Origin of the sequence: Streptomyces muensis (assembly GCF_021474425.1) — a bacterium.
In the GTDB taxonomy this organism is placed as follows: Bacteria; Actinomycetota; Actinomycetes; order Streptomycetales; family Streptomycetaceae; genus Streptomyces; species Streptomyces muensis.
Map to the genome: position 1 here is coordinate 1 of NZ_JAKEIP010000007.1, position 16,520 is coordinate 16,520.

A 16,520-nucleotide genomic window follows, 5' to 3' on the forward strand; every position below is an offset into this window, starting at 1 on the left:
CCGGGCGCGACATCGAGGGTGATGTCGTCCAGGACGAGTTGCTGCCCGGCGGGGCCGGCGAAGGACTTCGAGACGTGCTCGATCCGGGCGGCGCGGGGCACCGCCGTGGCGTCCTCGGCGACCTTGCCGGTCGTGGCCGTTGCTGTGGCCATGGTCGTCACCTCCTGGGAACTCGTGGGTGCGGTGCTGTTACTTGACGCCGAGACCGGCGTCGTCGACCTCGTCCTTGCCCTCGGCCTTGAGGACCTTGTTCAGCGGCGCGAGGTCGTAGATGCCCTTGAGGTCGGGCTTCTCCAGCAGACCGGCCTGGACCGCGTGGTCCGCCTCGGTGTCGAGGGTCGCGGCCAGCGGGTCGTCCAGGAAGGTGATCGACTTCCAGGCCGGGTCGATGACCTTGGCGGGCAGGGCCTTGCCGGAGAGCTGCTCCAGGGCCTTGTTGGCGGAGGCCTTGGCCTTGTCCGGGTTGGCGTTGATCCACGCGTTGGTCTTCACCGAACCGCGCAGCACCGCCTCGACGACGTCCGGGTGTTCCTTCAGGAAGTCCTGCCGCACGATGATGTTCGTGATCACGAACTTCTTGTCGGGCCACAGGTCGGCCTCGTCGAGGAGCACCTTGGCGCCCTCGGAGACCAGCTTGGACGCGGTCGGCTCCGGCACCCACGCGCCGTCGATCGACCCGGACTTGTAGGCGTCCGGCGTGATCTTGTTGTCGGTACGGACGACGGACACGTCACCCTTGCCGCTCTCCGCGTCGACCTTCCAGCCCTGCTCCGAGATCCAGTTGAGCAGCGCCACGTCCTGGGTGTTGCCGAGCTGCGGTGTGGCGATCCTCTTGCCCTTGACGTCCTTCAGGGACTTGATCTTCTCCGGGTTCACGACGAGCTTCACGCCGCCCGAGGCCGAACCGGAGATGATCCGCAGGTTGGTGCCGTCCGCCTTGGTGTAGCCGTTGATGGCGGGGGAGGGGCCGATCCAGCCGATATCGATGGACTTGGAGTTCAGCGCCTCGATCTCCGACGGCCCCGCGTTGAACGTCGAGGGCTTGATCGTGGTGCCGCCGAGCTCCTTCTGCAGCAGGCCCTCCTGGACGCCCACCAGAGCGGTGGCGTGCGTGAGGTTGGGGAAGTAGCCGATCTTGACCTCGTCGGCGGAGAGCTTCTTGGCGTCCGCGGCGACCTCGGCCTGCTTGCCGTCGTCGGTGGACTCGGCGCCGTAGCCGCAGGCGGTCAGCAGCAGGGGGAGCGCCGTGATGACGGCGAGGGTGCGCAGGGCGGAGAGCGGTCTTGCGGCAGACACGGAGGTGTCCTCTCAGGGATGAGTGACAGGGAAGGAATGCGGTCGAAGCCGCACGGGAGAGCGCGGCGGTTCCGGGGAGCGCGGTGCGGGGGCGTCTCAGACGGGTCGACAGATGGCGCTGGACGTACGCCCGAAGTCGATGTGGCGACGCGAGGTCAGCAGCGAGGGCAACGGACGTGTGCGCTTGCGTGATCGCATGGCCGCCCCACCCCTCCGCGGATCCCTAGTTTTCCTACCTGGTTGATGGGGATCGTGGCAGAAGGTGGCGCCCACCCCAAGGGGTTGTTCACATAATGGACGATGCCATCTCTCTATTTGGGAACGGTGAGCTCAGAGCGCACAGCAGCGCACGCGCTACCACGTCGTTCTGGCGGAACGCGGGCGCGTCGGTGCGCGGGCGGGCGAACGCGGCCACGGCCCGGCTGTTGGTCGGGGCGCCCAGCGCGATACGGCGCGGATGCGCGCCGCCCACGGACGGGTCGAGGACGTGGCCGTCCGTGGGGGAGACGGCGAGCAGTCCGGAGCGGTGGGTGTGGGTGGCGTCGGCGATGACCTCCTCGGTGAGGGCGTCGGCCCGGTGCAGGTCGCGCAGGAGGGGGTCCTCGGTGCGGTCGAGGGAGGCTCTGGGCAGATACGCCTCGATCAGCGCGGACGCATGGACGGTGTGGCCGGGGACGGTGGGGCTGGTCGCGGTGAAGGTGCCGGTGGTCTCGTCGGTGCCGATCCGGATGCCGGCGCCGAGGAATCGGACGACCCCGGCCCGGGACAGGGCCAGCAGCTGGCGCAGCCGGAAGCCGGGCGGCCCGGACGCCAGGAAGCTGAAGAAGCCCTGCCACCAGCCGTCGAGCTGCTCGGCGACGGACCGTGCGGTCAGCCGTCCCGCCGCGACCAGCCGGGGCAGTTGCCCGTACAGGGAGAGCAGGGCGAGGAACGCCCCGAGGTCGGCGCTGAACTCCGGGTCCTCGCGGCGGGTGACGTCCCGGGCGATGTGGTCGCGCAGATGGTCCTGGAAGGCCTCCGGGTCGGTGAAGGCGAGGCCGTCCAGGGGGTGGTCCAGGGCCTCGAAGTCCAGCCGGTCCGCCGGGTCCGGTACGGCCGTGGCGACGAGGGCCGTCATCTCCTCGCCGTACCAGTCCAGACGGTCGTACGCGGCGACGAAGTCCGGCCAGGGGAGGGCGGTGCGCCCGGGGTGGGCGTGGAAGAGCTCGTGGTAGTGGCCGAAGCCGATCTCCTTGGCCATCAGCGGCCACACGTCGCGCCGCAGATCGAGCGGGCGGTCCTCGGCGAGCAGCGCGTCGACCGCCTCGGGTCCGAAGAACCGGGGCAGCGGGGGCCGGGGCCCCTGGAGCTGGTACCGGGTCTTGGAGTGGTACGGCACCCCGCGCCGCGATCCGACGTGCAGGACGGGCTCGCGGCCGGAGGGCAGGTAGGTGAGGCTGCCGTCGGGCTCGGTGCGGTAGGCGCCGCCGCGGCCCTCGGTGAGCAGGGACATCAGGTCGACGAAGGCGAGCCCGAAGCCGCGCAGGATGACGTGTTCGCCGGGGCGCGGCGCGGACAGGTCGGCGTCGGCGGAGAACTCCGGCGGGAGGTGGAAACGGCCGTGCCGGCGGGCGAAGGCGGCGTGGTCGCGGTGCTCGGCGGCGGGGTGGGAGCCGATGTGGCCCTGGGCCAGGACCACCAGGTCCGCGCTGAGTGGGCCGGTGCGGTCGGCCAGGTGGACGTGCTGGGGGCCGTCGGGGGGACCGGTGACGGCGGTCGCGGTGGTGCGGTGCCACTCGACGGTGACGGTGGGCGGCAGCTCGGCCAGCGCCCTGCGGAACACCCAGTCCAGGTAGGCGCTCTGGGCACGGCGGGTGGGGAAGTCGCTCCCGGCCAGCGAGCGCAGCTCGGCGAGCACGTCCGGGTCGGCCGGTTCGACGTACGGCGTGTGGCGCGGGCCGCGGCCGGAGAACTGGGCGGCCCACTCGGCGAGCGAGGGACCCGGCCGTACCGGGCCCTCGATGGTGGACGACTCGTCGGTGAACATCGTGACGTCCTCGGCCATCGAGTTCATCCGCAGCAGCCCGGACTGCTCGTCCCGCCAGACCCGCCCAGGCCCGGGCGGGTGCGGATCCACCAGATGGATGCGCAACTCCCGCCTCCCGTCCCACAGTTCGGGCGCGTTGGCGGCGATCCGCTCCAGCAGCCCGGTGGCACGCGGGCCCGCGCCCACGACGACCAGGACGGCCGCGGAAGGGCCGCCGCTCACCGGTCGCCGCCGATCACCGGACGGCCGTCGGACGCCGTCGCCGCGCTCAGCCGCAGGCGCACGACGGTCAGGTGCCCGCGCAGCCGCTGGAGCGGGGTGGGCGGCAGGGCGCGGGAGTCGCCGCGGGCGTAGTACCGCTCGACGTAGAACTGGCCCGCGCTCAGCACCGTGGTCACCGCGATGTACCACAGCGTGGCGACCATCAGCAGCGGGATCACCTGGTACGTCTGGTTGTAGATCAGCTGCACCGAATACAGCAGGTCGTGCACGGCCAGCACGCTGACGATGCTGGTGCCCTTCAGGGTGCCGATCAGCATGTTCCCGGCGGTCGGCACGATGGAGCGCATCGCCTGCGGGACGACGATCCGGCGCAGCGCGCGGCGTCTGCCCAGCCCGAGCGCCTGGGCGGCCTCGGTCTGCCCGGCGTCCACGGAGAGGATGCCGCCGCGCACGACCTCGGCGGCGTAGGCCGTCTCGTGCAGGGTCAGGCCGATGACGGCGGTGAGGGTCGGCCCGAGCAGGTTGACCGTCCTGACGGTGAGGAACTCCGGGCCGAACGGGATGCCCAGCCCGAGGGTCGGGTACAGGGCGCCGATGTTGAACCAGAACAGCAGCTGCACCAGCAGCGGCGTGGACCGGAAGACCCACACATAGCCCCAACTCAGCGTCCGCAGCACCGGGTTGGCGGAGAGCCGCATTGCCGCGAGCACGGTGCCCAGCAGAAAGCCGAGCACCATCACCACCGCGGTCAGCCACAGCGAGAGCAGCAGTCCGTCGAGCACGGCGGCGGTGGTGAAGTACCGGCCCACCACGCCCCACTGGAACGCCTCGTTGCGGACCACGGAGTTGAGCACCATCGCGAACAGCAGCAGGGCGACGGCGGCGGTCAGCCACCGTCCGGTGTGCCGGCGCGGGACGATCCGGGGCAGGTCGGGGGCAGGGGCGTCAGGCGCCCGCGGGGTCTTCGCGGCAGGCGTGGACGTGACATCGGGCGGCGTGACCATGAGGAGGCTCTCCGGGGGAGGGAATCGCAGGCGTGGGTGACCCGGGGCGGCGTGGTGCGGCCGGGTTCGGTGTCGTCACGCTGCCGCGTCCCTCAACGCGGCCGGAGAGGCCGCCGCGTATCGCGGGGCCGATCCGCCGTCGATCGTATGTGCCCCTGCCATCGATGTGTCAACAGCGCGTCGTGCGACGCCGGTCGTGGCGGTCCGGCATCCGGGCCTCGCTTGACGGGAAGGCCGATGTCCTGCTCAATTAATCGCATGAATGCCCAGCAGCGCTTGGTCACGCGCGATCACATCGACTTCGGTCGGGTGTGGTCCGCGGCGTGTCGCGGCTGACTCGGCAGCGGGCCGTCTGACCGGCCCTTCCCTCCCTCGGTGACCCCGTCGCGGGCCGAGTCCTCCCTTCGCGCGCTGCCGCAACCCCGCCCTCCGCATCACCGACGCCCGGCGTCGTCACGCCCTCACCGAACCCGTCAGCCGTGATCTGACGGCTCCTCACTCATGCCTGCGCACAAGGCAGTTGGACATCACCCTGCCCGCGTGCGCTCCCGCGTTCCCGAAAGGTCTTCCCATGCCCGTGGAGTTCCTCGGCATCGCCGCCACCAACGACGGCTCCGAAACCACGCCGCGCTCCGGCGCCGCCTTCGACAAGGAGTACACGCTCCGGCTCGCCCGGGCGCACGAGGACCACGGCTGGGACCGGGTGCTGTTCGCCTACGGCTCCGGATCGCCGGACCCGGCACCCGCCGCCGCGTACATCGCGAGCCGGCTGGACCGTCTGCAGATCCTGCTCGCCCACCGGCCCAACGTGTCGTACCCCACCTTCGCCGCGAAGACCTTCGCCACCCTCGACCAGATCAGCGAGGGCCGGCTGACCGTGCACTTCATCACCGGCGGCAACGACCACGAGCAGGGCCGCGAGGGTGACACGCTCACCAAGGACGAGCGTTACGCCCGCACCCGCGAGTACATCCGGATCGTCAAGAAGATCTGGACCACCCACGAGCCCTTCGACCACGAGGGCGAGCACTACCGCTTCCACGACTTCGTCAGCGATGTCTTCCCCGTCCAACAGCCCCGCCCGGGCGTATCGTTCGGCGGTTCGTCGGCCGCCGCGTACGCGGCCGGAGGCGCCGAGGCCGACATCTACTGCCTGTGGGGCGAACCGCTCGCCGAGACCGCCGTGCAGATCGAGAACGTGAAGGCCGCCGCGAAGGCCGCGGGCCGCACCGACGTGCCCCGCATCCAGGTCGCCTTCCGCCCGATCATCGCCCCGACCGAGGAGCTGGCCTGGGAGAAGGCCCACCGCACGGTCGGCGCGATCAAGGCCCGCAAGGAGCGCGGCGAGGCGATCACCAGGCGCCACAACGGGCTCGCCCAACCGCAGAACGCGGGCTCGCAGCGGCTGATCGCCATCGCCGAGGCCGGTGAGCGCTACGACCGGGCGCTGTGGACCCCCACCGCCGCCGCGACCGGAGGCGCCGGCAACTCCAACGCCCTGGTCGGCACCCCGGAGACGGTCGCCCAGGCACTCCTCGACTACTACGACCTCGGTGTCGACATCCTCTCCGCCCGCGGCTACGACCTGCTGGGCGACGCCATCGACTTCGGCCGGTACGTCATCCCCCTCGTCCGCGAGGAGGTCGCCAAACGCGACGCCGAGCGGGCGGCACGCGGGACGCGGTCCGTCTCGGCGGTGAACGGATGACCTCCGCCCCGGAGTTGACGGTCATTCAGGTGCCCGTCTCCGATCCCCGGGTCGAGCCACTGCTGCGCGAACTCGGCCACGAGTACTCCACGCGCTACGGCAAGGACGCGCACGCCGAGATCGCCCGCTACCCCGACGAGGAGTTCACCGAACCGTACGGCGGTCTGCTCCTGCTGCTCCTGGAACGCGGCGAGCCCGTCGCGGGCGGCGCCTTCCGCCGCTATGACGCGACCACGGCCGAACTGAAGCGGATCTGGACCCACTCCGCCCACCGCAGACGCGGCCTCGCCCGGCGCGTCATCGACGAACTGGAGCGCGCCGCGCGCACCCGCGGCTACCTGCGGCTCTATCTGACCACCGGGCCACGCCAGCCCGAGGCCCGCGGCCTGTACCTGGCCACCGGCTACACACCGCTCTTCGACACCGGGGCCGACCCGGAGACCATCGGCCCGCTGCCCTTCGAGAAACACCTCGCCCTCCGGGAACGCACGGGAAGGGCCCCTGACCAGTGACCATCCGCACGTCCAGAACCCGACTGCGCGCCGCCGCCCTCGCCCTGCTCCCGCTGCTCGCCCTGACCTCCTGCGGCTCCGGCGCGAGCGACGAGACGGCGGCCGTCGGCGCCCAGGGCTCGCCCGCGCCGACCGACGACCCGGTCGCCGCCGTACGCGAGGTGGACTCCGTCGCCGCCCTGCTCCCGGCCGACGTACGCGAGGCGGGCACGCTGCGGGTCGGCAGCTCGATCGGGTCACCGCCCGGGGCGTACTACCCGAACGGCACGGACAAGGCGCCCGCCGGCCAGGACATCGACCTCGCCGACGCCGTCGCCAAGGTGCTCGGCGTGCGGCTGCAACGCCAGGACGCCTCCTTCGAGACGATCCTGCCCGCCCTCGGCAGCGGAAAGTACGACTTCGGCACCGGGAACTTCGGCGTCACGAGCGTCCGCTTGAAGACCATCGACTTCGTCACCTACATCAACGACGGCCAGGGCTTCGCGGCGAAGAAGGGCGACACCGCGCTGAAGAAGAAGGTCACCGATCTCACCGAGCTGTGCGGGCTGACCATCGGCACCGGCGCCGGCACCACCTTCGAGGCGACCCTCACCGCCCAGAAGGGCGTGTGCGCCAAGGCGGGCAAGAAGCCGTACGACGTGAAGGTCTACGCGGAGAACGGGGCGACACTGACCGCGCTCCAGCAGGGCCGTATCGACGTGATCATGTCGACCATCAACGGCCTGCGCCACCAGGCCGCCCAGCCGGCGTCGCAGACCACGTTCCTCGGCGAGTTCCACCGCCTCGACGTCGGCTTCGCCTTCAAGAAGGGCTCCCCGCTCACCAAGGCCTTCCAGGCCGCCGTCAACGAGCTGATCAAGGACGGCACCTACGCCCGGATCCTCGCCAAGTGGGGCACCGCCGCCTCCGCGATCGACACGTCGCGGATCAATCCGGCCGAACACAGGTGACACCCATGAGCAGCGACACCATCACAGGACCGACCACGCGACCGGTCGAGAACTCCGCTGAACCGAAGGTCGTCCCCACCCGCCACTACGGCCGCTGGGCCGCGGGCGTCGCCGTGATCGTGCTGGTGGCCCAGTTCATCCACGGCCTGGTCACCAACCCCGTCTGGGAGTGGAACGTCTTCCGGGACTACGTCTTCTCCGAGACGATCGTCCAGGCGGTGTGGGTGACCCTCCAGCTCACCGCCTACGCCACCGTCCTCGGCTTCCTCCTCGGCACGGTGCTCGCCTTCATGCGGCTGTCGCGCAGCCCGGTGCTCTCGACCGTCGCCTGGGCCTACATCTGGATCTTCCGGTCGATCCCGATGATCGTCCAGCTGGTCTTCTGGTTCAACCTCAGCGCCCTGTACAAGGAGTTGGGCGTCGGCATCCCCTTCGGCCCGGTGTTCTTCTCCGTCGACAGCAACACCCTCATCGGTACCATCGGCGCCGCCATCATCGGACTGACGCTGCATCAGGCCGCCTACGCCGCCGAGATCGTGCGCGGCGGCGTCCTCTCCGTCGACCACGGCCAGCTGGAGGCGGCGGCGACGCTCGGCATCCCGCGGCTGCGGCAGATCCGGCGGATCGTGTTGCCGCAGGCCATGCGCGCCATCCTGCCCACGGCCGGCAACGAGATCGTCGGCCTGCTGAAGGGCACCTCGGTGGTCTACGTGATGTCCATCGGCGAGCTCTTCTACCAGGTCCAGGTGATCTACGGCCGCAACGGCCGGGTGATCCCGCTGCTGCTGGTCGCCACCGCCTGGTACGTCGTCCTCACCTCCCTCCTCTCGGTCGCCCAGTACTACGTGGAGCGCCGCTACGCCCGCGGCGCCGACCGCACCCCACCGCCCACCCCGCTCCAGCGCGTCCGGCGCCGGTTCGTGGCGAAGGAGACCTCATGAGCGCCGTCATGGTGGACGTCCACGGCGTCCACAAGAGCTTCGGCCCGCTGGAAGTGCTGCGCGGCGTCGACCTCCAGGTCCGCGCCGGCGAGGTCACCGTGATCCTCGGCCCGTCCGGCTCCGGCAAGTCCACGCTGCTGCGCACCATCAACCACCTGGAGAAGGTGAGCCGCGGCTGGGTCAGCATCGACGGCGAACTCATCGGCTACCGCCGCTCGGGGAACAGGCTGCACGAGCTGAAGGAGAAGGACGTTCTCAAGCAGCGGACGAACATCGGGTTCGTCTTCCAGAACTTCAATCTCTTCCCGCATCTGACCGTGCTGGAGAACCTCGTCGAGGCCCCCGTCTCCGCGCTGCGCCGCCCGCGCAGGGAGGCGGAGGACACCGCCCGTCGGCTCCTCGACCGTGTCGGTCTCACCGACAAGGCCGACGCCTACCCGCGCCAGCTCTCCGGCGGCCAGCAGCAGCGCGTCGCCATCGCCCGCGCGCTCGCCCTCGAACCGAAGGTGCTGCTCTTCGACGAGCCGACCTCGGCCCTCGACCCGGAACTCGTCGGCGAGGTCCTCGACGTCATCAAGGACCTGGCCGGCACCGGCACCACCATGATCGTCGTCACCCACGAGATCGGCTTCGCCCGCGAGGTCGCCGACACCGTGGTGTTCATGGACGGCGGCGTCGTCGTGGAACAGGGCCCGCCCACGGCCGTCCTGGACCACCCCCGCCAGGACCGCACCCGCGCCTTCCTCTCCAAGGTCCTCTGACCCGCCCCCAGCCACCGTCACCCCGGTTCCACACGCAAGGAGAACGACCATGTCCACCAGCCCCACCCGTCGCCGCAGTGCCGCAGCCGCCCTCGGACTCGCCTCCGCCCTCGTCCTCGCCGCCTGCGCCAACCCCACCGACGGCGGCACCACAGAGGTCGCGGCCACGTCGGGCACCAGGACGAAGATCAACCTCAGTCCCGACCAGAACCGTGTCACCACCGGCAAGGTCGACTCCATAGCCGCCGAGGTCCCGGAGAAGATCCGCAAGAGAGGCACCCTGGAACTCGTCGCCTCGTCCGGCTCCGCCGCGCCGCTGACCTTCTACGCCACCGACAACAAGACCGTCATCGGAGTCGAGCCGGACCTCGCCTACCTGGTCGCCGACGTCCTCGGTCTCAAGCCGCACATCAACACGGTGTCCTGGGAGAACATCTTCGTCGGCCTCGACAGCGCCAAGTACGACGTCGGCTTCAGCAACATCACCGTCACCGAGGAACGCAAGGAGAAGTACGACTTCGCCACCTACCGCGAGGACAACCTGGGTTTCGAGGCCAGGAAGGGCAGCGGCCTGAAGGTCACCGGCCCCGCGGACGTGGCGGGGAAGACGGTCGCCGTGAGCAGCGGAACCAACCAGGAGAAGCTGCTCATCGAGTGGAGCAAGGAGAACGAGAAGGCCGGCCGCGAGCCGGTGGACATCAAGTACTACCAGAACGACAGCGACACCTACCTCGCTCTCCAGTCCGGCCGGATCGACCTCTACCTCGGCCCCAACCCGACCGCCGCCTACCACGCGGCCACCACCGGCAGGACGGAGGTCGTCGGCACCTACTCCGGCGCCGGCGCCACCCTCCAGGGCCTCATCGCGGCCACCACCAAGAAGGACAGCGGTCTGGTCGAGCCGCTCGCCGACGCCCTCGACCACGTCATCGACAACGGGACGTACGCGAAGGTCCTGCAGCGCTGGGGCCTGTCCGACGAGGCCGTGACCAAGTCCGCGATCAACCCGCCGGGCCTGCCCAGGACCGACAAGTAGCCGACCCATCCGACAGGACACGAGGTCATGCCCCGCCAACTCCACCTCCCGGTCTCCTGAAAGGTCCACCCATGGCCACCGTCCTCTCCGTCTCCGGCAGCCCCTCCGCCACCTCCCGCACCGCCCGCCTGCTGCGCCACCTGGACGACCGGCTCGCGGCCCAGGGCCACGACGTGATCCCGCTCGACGTCCGCACCCTGCCACCCGAGGCCCTGCTCCACGCCGACTTCCGGCACCCGGCGATCATCGAGGCCACCGCGCTGGTCGAGCGCGCCGACGGCATCGTCATCGGCACCCCGGTCTACAAGGCCGCCTACTCCGGTCTGCTGAAGTCGCTCCTCGACCTGCTCCCGCAGTACGCGCTCGCCGGCAAGACCGTCCTGCCGCTGGCCACCGGCGGCACCACCGCCCACGTCCTGGCCATCGACTACGCCCTGCGCCCCGTACTGAACTCCATGGGCCCCGCCCACATCACCCCGGGCTGGTTCACCCTCGACAAGGACATCGCCGTGGGCGACGACGGCACCCTGACCGTCGCCCCCGGCACCGCCGAGGCCCTGGCCCAGGTCACCGACCAGTTCTCACTCGCCCTGGGCGGCCGCCCGACCCTGCTGGCGGCCACCGGATGACCGCGCGGGGAGCGGTTCGGCACCCGCTCGACGCTCGACTGCCTGGGCCTGCACCGCCATTGGCGCGACGCCCGGACCTTTCTGGATCGCACGAGCCGGCCCGCTGGAAGGTCCAGCACATCGGCCGCCACGTCCTCAACGGCACTCGGCCGCCCCGGCACGGCCTGCTGTGACGCACCACCTCGATCGGAGACCTCCCATGGCCCTCACCTTCCACTGGTTCCTGCCCACCAACGGCGACAGCCGCCATGTCGTCGGCGGTGGCCACGGCACCCCGGCCACCGCGTCGGGCCGCGACCGGCCGCCGACGGTCGCCTACCTGAGCCAGATCGCCCGTGCCGCCGAGGACCTGGGCTTCGTCGGCGCGCTCACCCCGACCGGCGCCTGGTGCGAGGACGCCTGGCTGACCACCGCCATGGTCAGCCAGAACACCGAGCGCCTGAAGTTCCTGGTCGCCTTCCGGCCCGGCTCGGTCTCACCGACCCTCGCCGCGCAGATGGCGTCCACCTTCCAGCGGCAGAGCGGCGGACGGCTGCTGCTGAACGTGGTGACCGGCGGGGAGAGCCGCGAGCAGCGGGCCTATGGCGACTTCCTGGACAAGGACGACCGCTATCGCCGTACCGGTGAATTCCTCCAGATCGTACGGGGGTTGTGGGAGGGCAGGACCGTCGATCTGGTCGGCGAGCACCTCCAGGTGGAGGACGCGAAGCTGGCCCGGGTGCCCGACCCGGTCCCCGAGGTGTACTTCGGCGGCTCCTCGCCGATCGCCGGGGAGATCGCCGCCCGGCATGCCGACGTCTACCTCACCTGGGGCGAGCCGCCGGCCGCCGTCGCCGAGAAGATCGCCTGGATCCGGGCGCTGGCCGAGAAGGAGGGCCGCAGCGTCCGGTTCGGCATCCGTCTGCACGTCATCACCCGTGACACGGGCGAGCAGGCGTGGGCGGAGGCCCGACGGCTGCTGGCCGGTTTCGACACGGAGACCGTACGGGCCGTCCAGGCCGGGCTCGCCCGCAGCGAGTCCGAGGGGCAGCGGCGGATGCTCGCCCTGCACGGCGGCAGCAGCGACGAACTGGAGATCCACCCCAACCTCTGGGCCGGCATCGGACTGGTGCGGGGCGGCGCGGGCACGGCGCTGGTCGGCAGCCATGACGAGGTGGCGGACCGGATCGCCGAGTACCACCGGCTGGGCATCGACGAGTTCGTGCTGTCCGGATATCCGCATCTGGAGGAGGCGTACTGGTTCGGCGAGGGCGTGCTGCCGCGGCTGGAGGCGCGAGGACTGTGGAGGCACCCCTTCCCGGGCGCGACGGCCGTACTGCCCGCGGCCCAGGTTCCGTTCGCGGGCGCCGGGAGCCGGTGAGGTCCGGCCACGGGACACGGCGGTCCCGGCCACGTGAACTGGCCGGTCGGGGGCGGGAATCGGCCACGCCGTCACGCATTCCCTAGATTTCCTATCGAATTACTAGGGAAGTGTTGACCCCTGTCGGTGGAGCGAGTGAGGATGACGCCATGACGATCGCTCCCTCGGCCCCGGCCGCTCCGTTCGGCGACTCCGAGCGGGGCGCGGCCGCGCTGTCGGCGGACGCGGCCCCCTGGGAGGCGGGACCGGACGACTGGCGACATATCGCGCGTGAGCTGGCCGACGACCTCGCCACGGACGCGGTCGAGCGCGAACAGGCCGGCAAACCCCCGCTCGACGAGGTCGCCCGGCTGCGTGAATCGGGACTGCTGACGCTGCTCGTACCGGCCGAACGCGGCGGCGGGGGCGCGGACTGGCGCACGGCCTACGCCGTCGTACGGACCATCGCGGCCGCCGACGGCGCCGTCGGCCATCTGCTGGGCGCCCACTACTTCCTGTCCTACTGCGCCCGGTTCTTCGCCGGGCCCGACCGCGCCGCACGCGTCGAACGGGCCTTCGCGGCCGGGCAGTGGTACTGGGGCGGCGGCATCGCCTCCCAGGAACCGCCGCTCATGCTGACCCCCACGGCGGGCGGCTATCTGCTGGACGGCCATCAGTGCTACGGCTCCGGAGTCGGCGTCGCCGACCGCCTGCTGGTCCGCGCCGCCGTGCCCGGTACCGGCGAGCCCCTCGCCGTCCTCGTCGACCCCGCCCACCCGGGGCTGGTGGGCGGCAGCTCCGGCGACACCTTCGGCCGGCGACTGGCGGCCGCCGGCGGCGTGGGCTTCGACGCCGTACCGGTCACGCGCGACGACGTGCTCGGCTCCCTCTCCGCCGACGACGGTGCCCTCTCGCCCTACGCCGGCCTCGCCGCGCCGACCGCACGGCTGGTCTCCGCCCAGTTCTGTCTCGGCGTCGCCGAAGGCCTGCTCGGCGAAGTCCGCGAACACGGACGGACGGTGAACCCGTCGTGGGAGTCGTTCCCCCCGCAGCCGTGGCAGGGGCACGCACCGCAGGATCCGTACGTGCTGACCGCCTACGGCGAACTCGCCGTCACCGCACACGCCGCGTCCGCCCTCGCCGACCAGGCGGTGGCGGCCCTGACCCGCGGTCTCGCCCAAGGTGAGGACCTCGACGACGAGGAGTGCGCGCAGATCGCCGTCCTCGCGAGCGCGGCCGAGGCCGCCGCCGCACGGGCCGCGCAGGACATCACCACCCGCGCCCTGGACGCCGTCGGCGCACCCGCCGCCTACGCCCGGCACGGCCTGGACCGCTTCTGGCGCGACACCCGCACCCACACCCTGCGCGAGCCGGTCGCCCACCGACTGCGCGAGGTCGGGGACTACTTCCTCAACGGCGCGCACCCCCCGTTCAGCCTCCCCGCCTGACCGGGGGACCGGCCGGTGGGTACGGGCGCGGCGGTGATGGATAATCTCAGCATGCGGATCTCGGCGAGGGCGGACTATGCGGTGCGGGCGGCATTGGAGCTGGCCGCGGCAGGAGAGGACACCTCGCTCAAGGCCGAGGCCATCGCCGAGGCACAGGGCATCCCGCACAAGTTCCTGGAGGGCATCCTCGGCGACCTGCGCCGCGGCGGCCTCGTGATCAGCCAGCGCGGCGGCAAGGGCGGCTACCGGCTGGCCCGTCCGGCCGACTCGATCCCCATCGCGGACGTGATCCGGGTGGCCGACGGCCCCCTCGTCTCGGTGCGCGGCGTACGCCCGCCCGACCTCTCCTACATCGGCCCCGCGGAGTCCCTGCTGCCGCTGTGGATCGCCGTACGCGCCAACGTCCGCAAGATCCTCGGCGAGGTCACCCTGGCGCACGTGGCCGCGGCCAAGCTGCCCGACGACGTGCTGAGCCTCGCGGACGACCCCGAGGCGTGGACCAACCCCTGACCGGCGTCTCGCTGCTCGGCGGCCCTCTTGACGTGGCCGGGATGTGGCCCGACACTCCACTCAGGGAATCCTAGTGAATTGGTAGGGAACCATGGGTCGCACCGCGCTGGACCTCGGCAGTGACGTGGTCCGCGTCGCCGTCCGGCCGCTGCCCCTGCTGACCTCCCGCCGCCACATCGATCTCGCCCGTGTGTGCAGCGCCGCGAGTTCCCCGCACGGTGAGGGCGGCACGCCCGTCCGCGTCTGAAGCTCCCCTCACCCTCACGCTCACCTGCCGCATCCCGGCCGCCGCCGCGCGCCCGAGCCGTCGTATGCCCATGACCGAGCACCCCCAGGGAGACGCATGTCCGCCCCAGCTCCGACCGCCGTGCCGTCCTTCCGCAGCAGGATCGGCTGCGACGCGCGCAGCGGCTACTACGCCGCGCCCCGCCGCTACCGGCTCCACCTCTCGCTCTCGTGCCCGCACTGTCTGCGGATCGCCGTCACGCACAGCCTCCTCGGCCTCGACGACACCGTCCCGGTGACGCTGCTGCCCGCGGTTCCCGACGCCGAGGACGGCGGGCACCTTGAGCTGCGCCCGCTGTACGAGGCCAGTTCGCACCAGCACCCCGGGCCGGCCGTCGCACCGGTGCTCAGCGACGCCTGGACCGGAACCATCGTCAGCACCCACGCCCCCGACATCCTGCGGGACCTGGCCCGCAGGTTCGGCGGCCGTGGCCCCGACCTCTTCCCCCGCGGCGCCGAGGACGCCATGGACGGCATCGCCCGGCTCTGCGAGCACGACATCACTAGGGCTGCGCAGCGCGCCGGGGAGCCGCACACCGACCCGACCGCACGTGACGCCGCGCTGGCCGCACTCCTGCGCGCACTGGACGAACTCGACCGGCAACTGACCACCCAGGAGTACGTGCTCGGAGCCGAAATCACCCTCGCCGACGTCGAGTTGTGGGTCACCCTGGTCCAGCTGGACACCGTGCACCGCCACCACCTCTGCGCCGACGCCGTGCACCGCGTCACCGCCCACCCGCACCTGTGGGCCTACGCCCGCCGGCTGGCCGCCCACCCCGCCTTCGGCTCCCATCTCGACCTGGACGCCATCGCCCGCAGGCACCACGCCCACTGCCGCGGCCAGGAGGCGGCCGGCGCCGCGGTTCCGATCGTCGACTGGACGAGGTGATCCGCGCCGATCCTCAGCCGGCCGGCTTCTCCCACACCGACACGTGCCGACGGCTCTCGCCGGTGAACGGCTCACGCGTCCAGCTCTCCCACCGGTCGCGGGGCCGCAGGCCGGCCAGCCGGGCCATCAGGTCCAGCTCGGCCGGCCACACGTACCGGAACGGGATCGACGAGTGCTCGGCCCGGCCGTCGACGATGGTGACGTAGTTGGAGCTCATCGCCTGGGTGGCGGGGTCGTAGGTGTCGAACGCCCAGCGGGTGTCGCTGATGTGGAACGGTACGGCGCTCTGCCCGGGCGGCAGCCGACGCAGCTCGGGCACCCCCACCTCGACCACGAAGCAGCCGCCGGGCCGCAGATGCGCGGCGGCGTTCAGGAAGCAGTCGACCTGGGCGTCCTGCGTCGTCAGGTTGTTGATCGTGTTGAACACCAGATAGGCCAGCGCGAACTCGCCCGCCACCCGCGTCGTCGCGAAGTCCCCGATCGTTACCCCGACGGCATCGCCGCCGGGCTTGGCCCGCAGCCGTTTCACCATCGCGCGGGACATGTCGATGCCGTGCACCGGCACGCCCCGGCCGGCCAGCGGCAGCGCGATCCGGCCGGTGCCGACGCCGAATTCGAGCGCCGCGCCGTCACCGGCGAGCCCGGCCAGCAGGTCGACCGCGGGGTCCACCGCGTCGGGGTGGGACATGTCCGCGGTGTCGTCGTCGTAGTCGGCCGCGACGTCCTCGCCGAAGTAGCCGTCATCGGTGTAGTTGTCGTCGTCCGTGTAGCCGTCGTCGGTGTAGCCGTTGTCATCGGTCACGCCGGGACCGTACTGCCGGCCGTCGGGCCCGGGCACCCGAATTTCCGTGCGCGGGACCGGACTCGGGTGCTGGCACCACCCTGACCGGGGGGCTGGGACGACTGTGCTCGCCGCCTTTGCGACCTAGCTTCGTGAATGACGGGAGCGGGCCGAGTCGAG

At 71.4% G+C, this 16,520-nt stretch carries 16 protein-coding genes and 2 pseudogenes; 13 read left to right on the top strand and 5 right to left on the bottom strand.

Going from position 1 to position 16,520, the window contains the following annotated elements:
• The 4 genes and pseudogenes from L0P92_RS03360 to L0P92_RS03375 form a co-directional block, all read right to left on the bottom strand.
• Positions 1–152: pseudogene (locus L0P92_RS03360) on the bottom strand (ABC transporter ATP-binding protein); the annotation flags it as partial.
• A gap of 37 nt (positions 153–189) precedes the next feature.
• On the bottom strand, positions 190–1,296 hold the full coding sequence (locus L0P92_RS03365) for an aliphatic sulfonate ABC transporter substrate-binding protein (protein WP_234760922.1): 1,107 nt from the start codon (positions 1,294–1,296) through the stop codon (positions 190–192).
• 286 nt (positions 1,297–1,582) lie between these two features.
• Positions 1,583–3,544, bottom strand: a complete 1,962-nt coding sequence (locus L0P92_RS03370; protein ID WP_234760923.1) for an FAD/NAD(P)-binding protein — start codon at positions 3,542–3,544, stop codon at positions 1,583–1,585.
• Positions 3,541–4,548, bottom strand: a complete 1,008-nt coding sequence (locus L0P92_RS03375; RefSeq protein WP_234760924.1) for an amino acid ABC transporter permease — start codon at positions 4,546–4,548, stop codon at positions 3,541–3,543. Before L0P92_RS03375 ends, L0P92_RS03370 begins: the two co-directional genes overlap by 4 nt.
• Positions 4,549–5,119: 571 nt before the next feature.
• On the opposite strand from L0P92_RS03375, the gene L0P92_RS03380 reads away from it, so the two are divergent.
• The 13 genes and pseudogenes from L0P92_RS03380 to L0P92_RS03440 all read left to right on the top strand — a co-directional run bounded on the left by L0P92_RS03380 (position 5,120) and on the right by L0P92_RS03440 (position 15,559).
• Entirely contained in the window at positions 5,120–6,256 is a 1,137-nt protein-coding gene (locus L0P92_RS03380; RefSeq protein ID WP_234760925.1) for an LLM class flavin-dependent oxidoreductase, read from the top strand.
• Positions 6,253–6,768 carry a GNAT family N-acetyltransferase gene (locus tag L0P92_RS03385; protein WP_234760926.1) on the top strand — a complete coding sequence of 172 codons (516 nt, stop codon included), beginning with the start codon at positions 6,253–6,255 and terminating at the stop codon, positions 6,766–6,768. Before L0P92_RS03380 ends, L0P92_RS03385 begins: the two co-directional genes overlap by 4 nt.
• A 2-nt stretch (positions 6,769–6,770) precedes the next feature.
• On the top strand, positions 6,771–7,718 hold the full coding sequence (locus L0P92_RS03390; RefSeq protein ID WP_234761009.1) for an ABC transporter substrate-binding protein: 948 nt from the start codon (positions 6,771–6,773) through the stop codon (positions 7,716–7,718).
• A gap of 5 nt (positions 7,719–7,723) precedes the next feature.
• The gene (locus tag L0P92_RS03395) at positions 7,724–8,659 is read left to right on the top strand and encodes an amino acid ABC transporter permease (RefSeq protein ID WP_234760927.1); all 936 of its coding nucleotides are present in this window, start codon (positions 7,724–7,726) and stop codon (positions 8,657–8,659) included.
• Positions 8,656–9,420 (top strand): amino acid ABC transporter ATP-binding protein, encoded by a 765-nt coding sequence (locus L0P92_RS03400; RefSeq protein WP_273633993.1) that lies wholly within the window; start codon positions 8,656–8,658, stop codon positions 9,418–9,420. The genes L0P92_RS03395 and L0P92_RS03400 overlap by 4 nt, the downstream gene beginning before the upstream one ends.
• Positions 9,421–9,469: 49 nt before the next feature.
• Positions 9,470–10,456, top strand: a complete 987-nt coding sequence (locus L0P92_RS03405) for an ABC transporter substrate-binding protein (protein WP_234760928.1) — start codon at positions 9,470–9,472, stop codon at positions 10,454–10,456.
• A gap of 71 nt (positions 10,457–10,527) precedes the next feature.
• Positions 10,528–11,085 carry an NADPH-dependent FMN reductase gene (gene ssuE, locus L0P92_RS03410; RefSeq protein WP_234760930.1) on the top strand — a complete coding sequence of 186 codons (558 nt, stop codon included), beginning with the start codon at positions 10,528–10,530 and terminating at the stop codon, positions 11,083–11,085.
• Between the two features lie 18 nt (positions 11,086–11,103).
• A pseudogene (locus L0P92_RS03415) lies at positions 11,104–11,258 on the top strand (SfnB family sulfur acquisition oxidoreductase); the annotation flags it as partial.
• Between the two features lie 26 nt (positions 11,259–11,284).
• Entirely contained in the window at positions 11,285–12,445 is a 1,161-nt protein-coding gene (locus L0P92_RS03420; protein ID WP_234760932.1) for an LLM class flavin-dependent oxidoreductase, read from the top strand.
• A gap of 149 nt (positions 12,446–12,594) precedes the next feature.
• Complete coding sequence (locus tag L0P92_RS03425) at positions 12,595–13,872, top strand: acyl-CoA dehydrogenase family protein (protein WP_234760933.1); 1,278 nt, start codon at positions 12,595–12,597, stop codon at positions 13,870–13,872.
• A 51-nt stretch (positions 13,873–13,923) separates the two neighbouring features.
• On the top strand, positions 13,924–14,382 hold the full coding sequence (locus L0P92_RS03430; RefSeq protein WP_234760934.1) for an RrF2 family transcriptional regulator: 459 nt from the start codon (positions 13,924–13,926) through the stop codon (positions 14,380–14,382).
• A 91-nt stretch (positions 14,383–14,473) separates the two neighbouring features.
• Positions 14,474–14,629, top strand: coding sequence for a hypothetical protein (locus tag L0P92_RS03435; RefSeq protein ID WP_234760935.1), 156 nt, complete (start codon positions 14,474–14,476; stop codon positions 14,627–14,629).
• A 96-nt stretch (positions 14,630–14,725) separates the two neighbouring features.
• Positions 14,726–15,559, top strand: a complete 834-nt coding sequence (locus tag L0P92_RS03440) for a glutathione S-transferase C-terminal domain-containing protein (protein ID WP_234760936.1) — start codon at positions 14,726–14,728, stop codon at positions 15,557–15,559.
• Positions 15,560–15,572: 13 nt separating this feature from the next.
• Here the strand turns inward: L0P92_RS03440 and L0P92_RS03445 are convergent, their stop codons facing one another.
• Positions 15,573–16,361: a class I SAM-dependent DNA methyltransferase gene (locus tag L0P92_RS03445; protein ID WP_234760937.1), complete on the bottom strand. Its 789-nt coding sequence runs from the start codon at positions 16,359–16,361 to the stop codon at positions 15,573–15,575.
• Positions 16,362–16,520 lie beyond the last annotated feature (159 nt).

What these genes read in the sequence shown, in the direction of transcription:
- ssuE (WP_234760930.1), top strand. Translation starts at nt 10,528, where the DNA reads ATGGCCACCGTCCTCTCCGTCTCCGGCAGCCCCTCCGCCACCTCCCGC.
- L0P92_RS03435 (WP_234760935.1), top strand. Translation starts at nt 14,474, where the DNA reads ATGGGTCGCACCGCGCTGGACCTCGGCAGTGACGTGGTCCGCGTCGCC.
- L0P92_RS03400 (WP_273633993.1), top strand. Translation starts at nt 8,656, where the DNA reads ATGAGCGCCGTCATGGTGGACGTCCACGGCGTCCACAAGAGCTTCGGC.
- L0P92_RS03430 (WP_234760934.1), top strand. Translation starts at nt 13,924, where the DNA reads ATGCGGATCTCGGCGAGGGCGGACTATGCGGTGCGGGCGGCATTGGAG.
- L0P92_RS03405 (WP_234760928.1), top strand. Translation starts at nt 9,470, where the DNA reads ATGTCCACCAGCCCCACCCGTCGCCGCAGTGCCGCAGCCGCCCTCGGA.
- L0P92_RS03380 (WP_234760925.1), top strand. Translation starts at nt 5,120, where the DNA reads ATGCCCGTGGAGTTCCTCGGCATCGCCGCCACCAACGACGGCTCCGAA.
- L0P92_RS03375 (WP_234760924.1), bottom strand. Translation starts at nt 4,548, where the DNA reads ATGGTCACGCCGCCCGATGTCACGTCCACGCCTGCCGCGAAGACCCCG.
- L0P92_RS03420 (WP_234760932.1), top strand. Translation starts at nt 11,285, where the DNA reads ATGGCCCTCACCTTCCACTGGTTCCTGCCCACCAACGGCGACAGCCGC.
- L0P92_RS03425 (WP_234760933.1), top strand. Translation starts at nt 12,595, where the DNA reads ATGACGATCGCTCCCTCGGCCCCGGCCGCTCCGTTCGGCGACTCCGAG.
- L0P92_RS03385 (WP_234760926.1), top strand. Translation starts at nt 6,253, where the DNA reads ATGACCTCCGCCCCGGAGTTGACGGTCATTCAGGTGCCCGTCTCCGAT.
- L0P92_RS03440 (WP_234760936.1), top strand. Translation starts at nt 14,726, where the DNA reads ATGTCCGCCCCAGCTCCGACCGCCGTGCCGTCCTTCCGCAGCAGGATC.
- L0P92_RS03395 (WP_234760927.1), top strand. Translation starts at nt 7,724, where the DNA reads ATGAGCAGCGACACCATCACAGGACCGACCACGCGACCGGTCGAGAAC.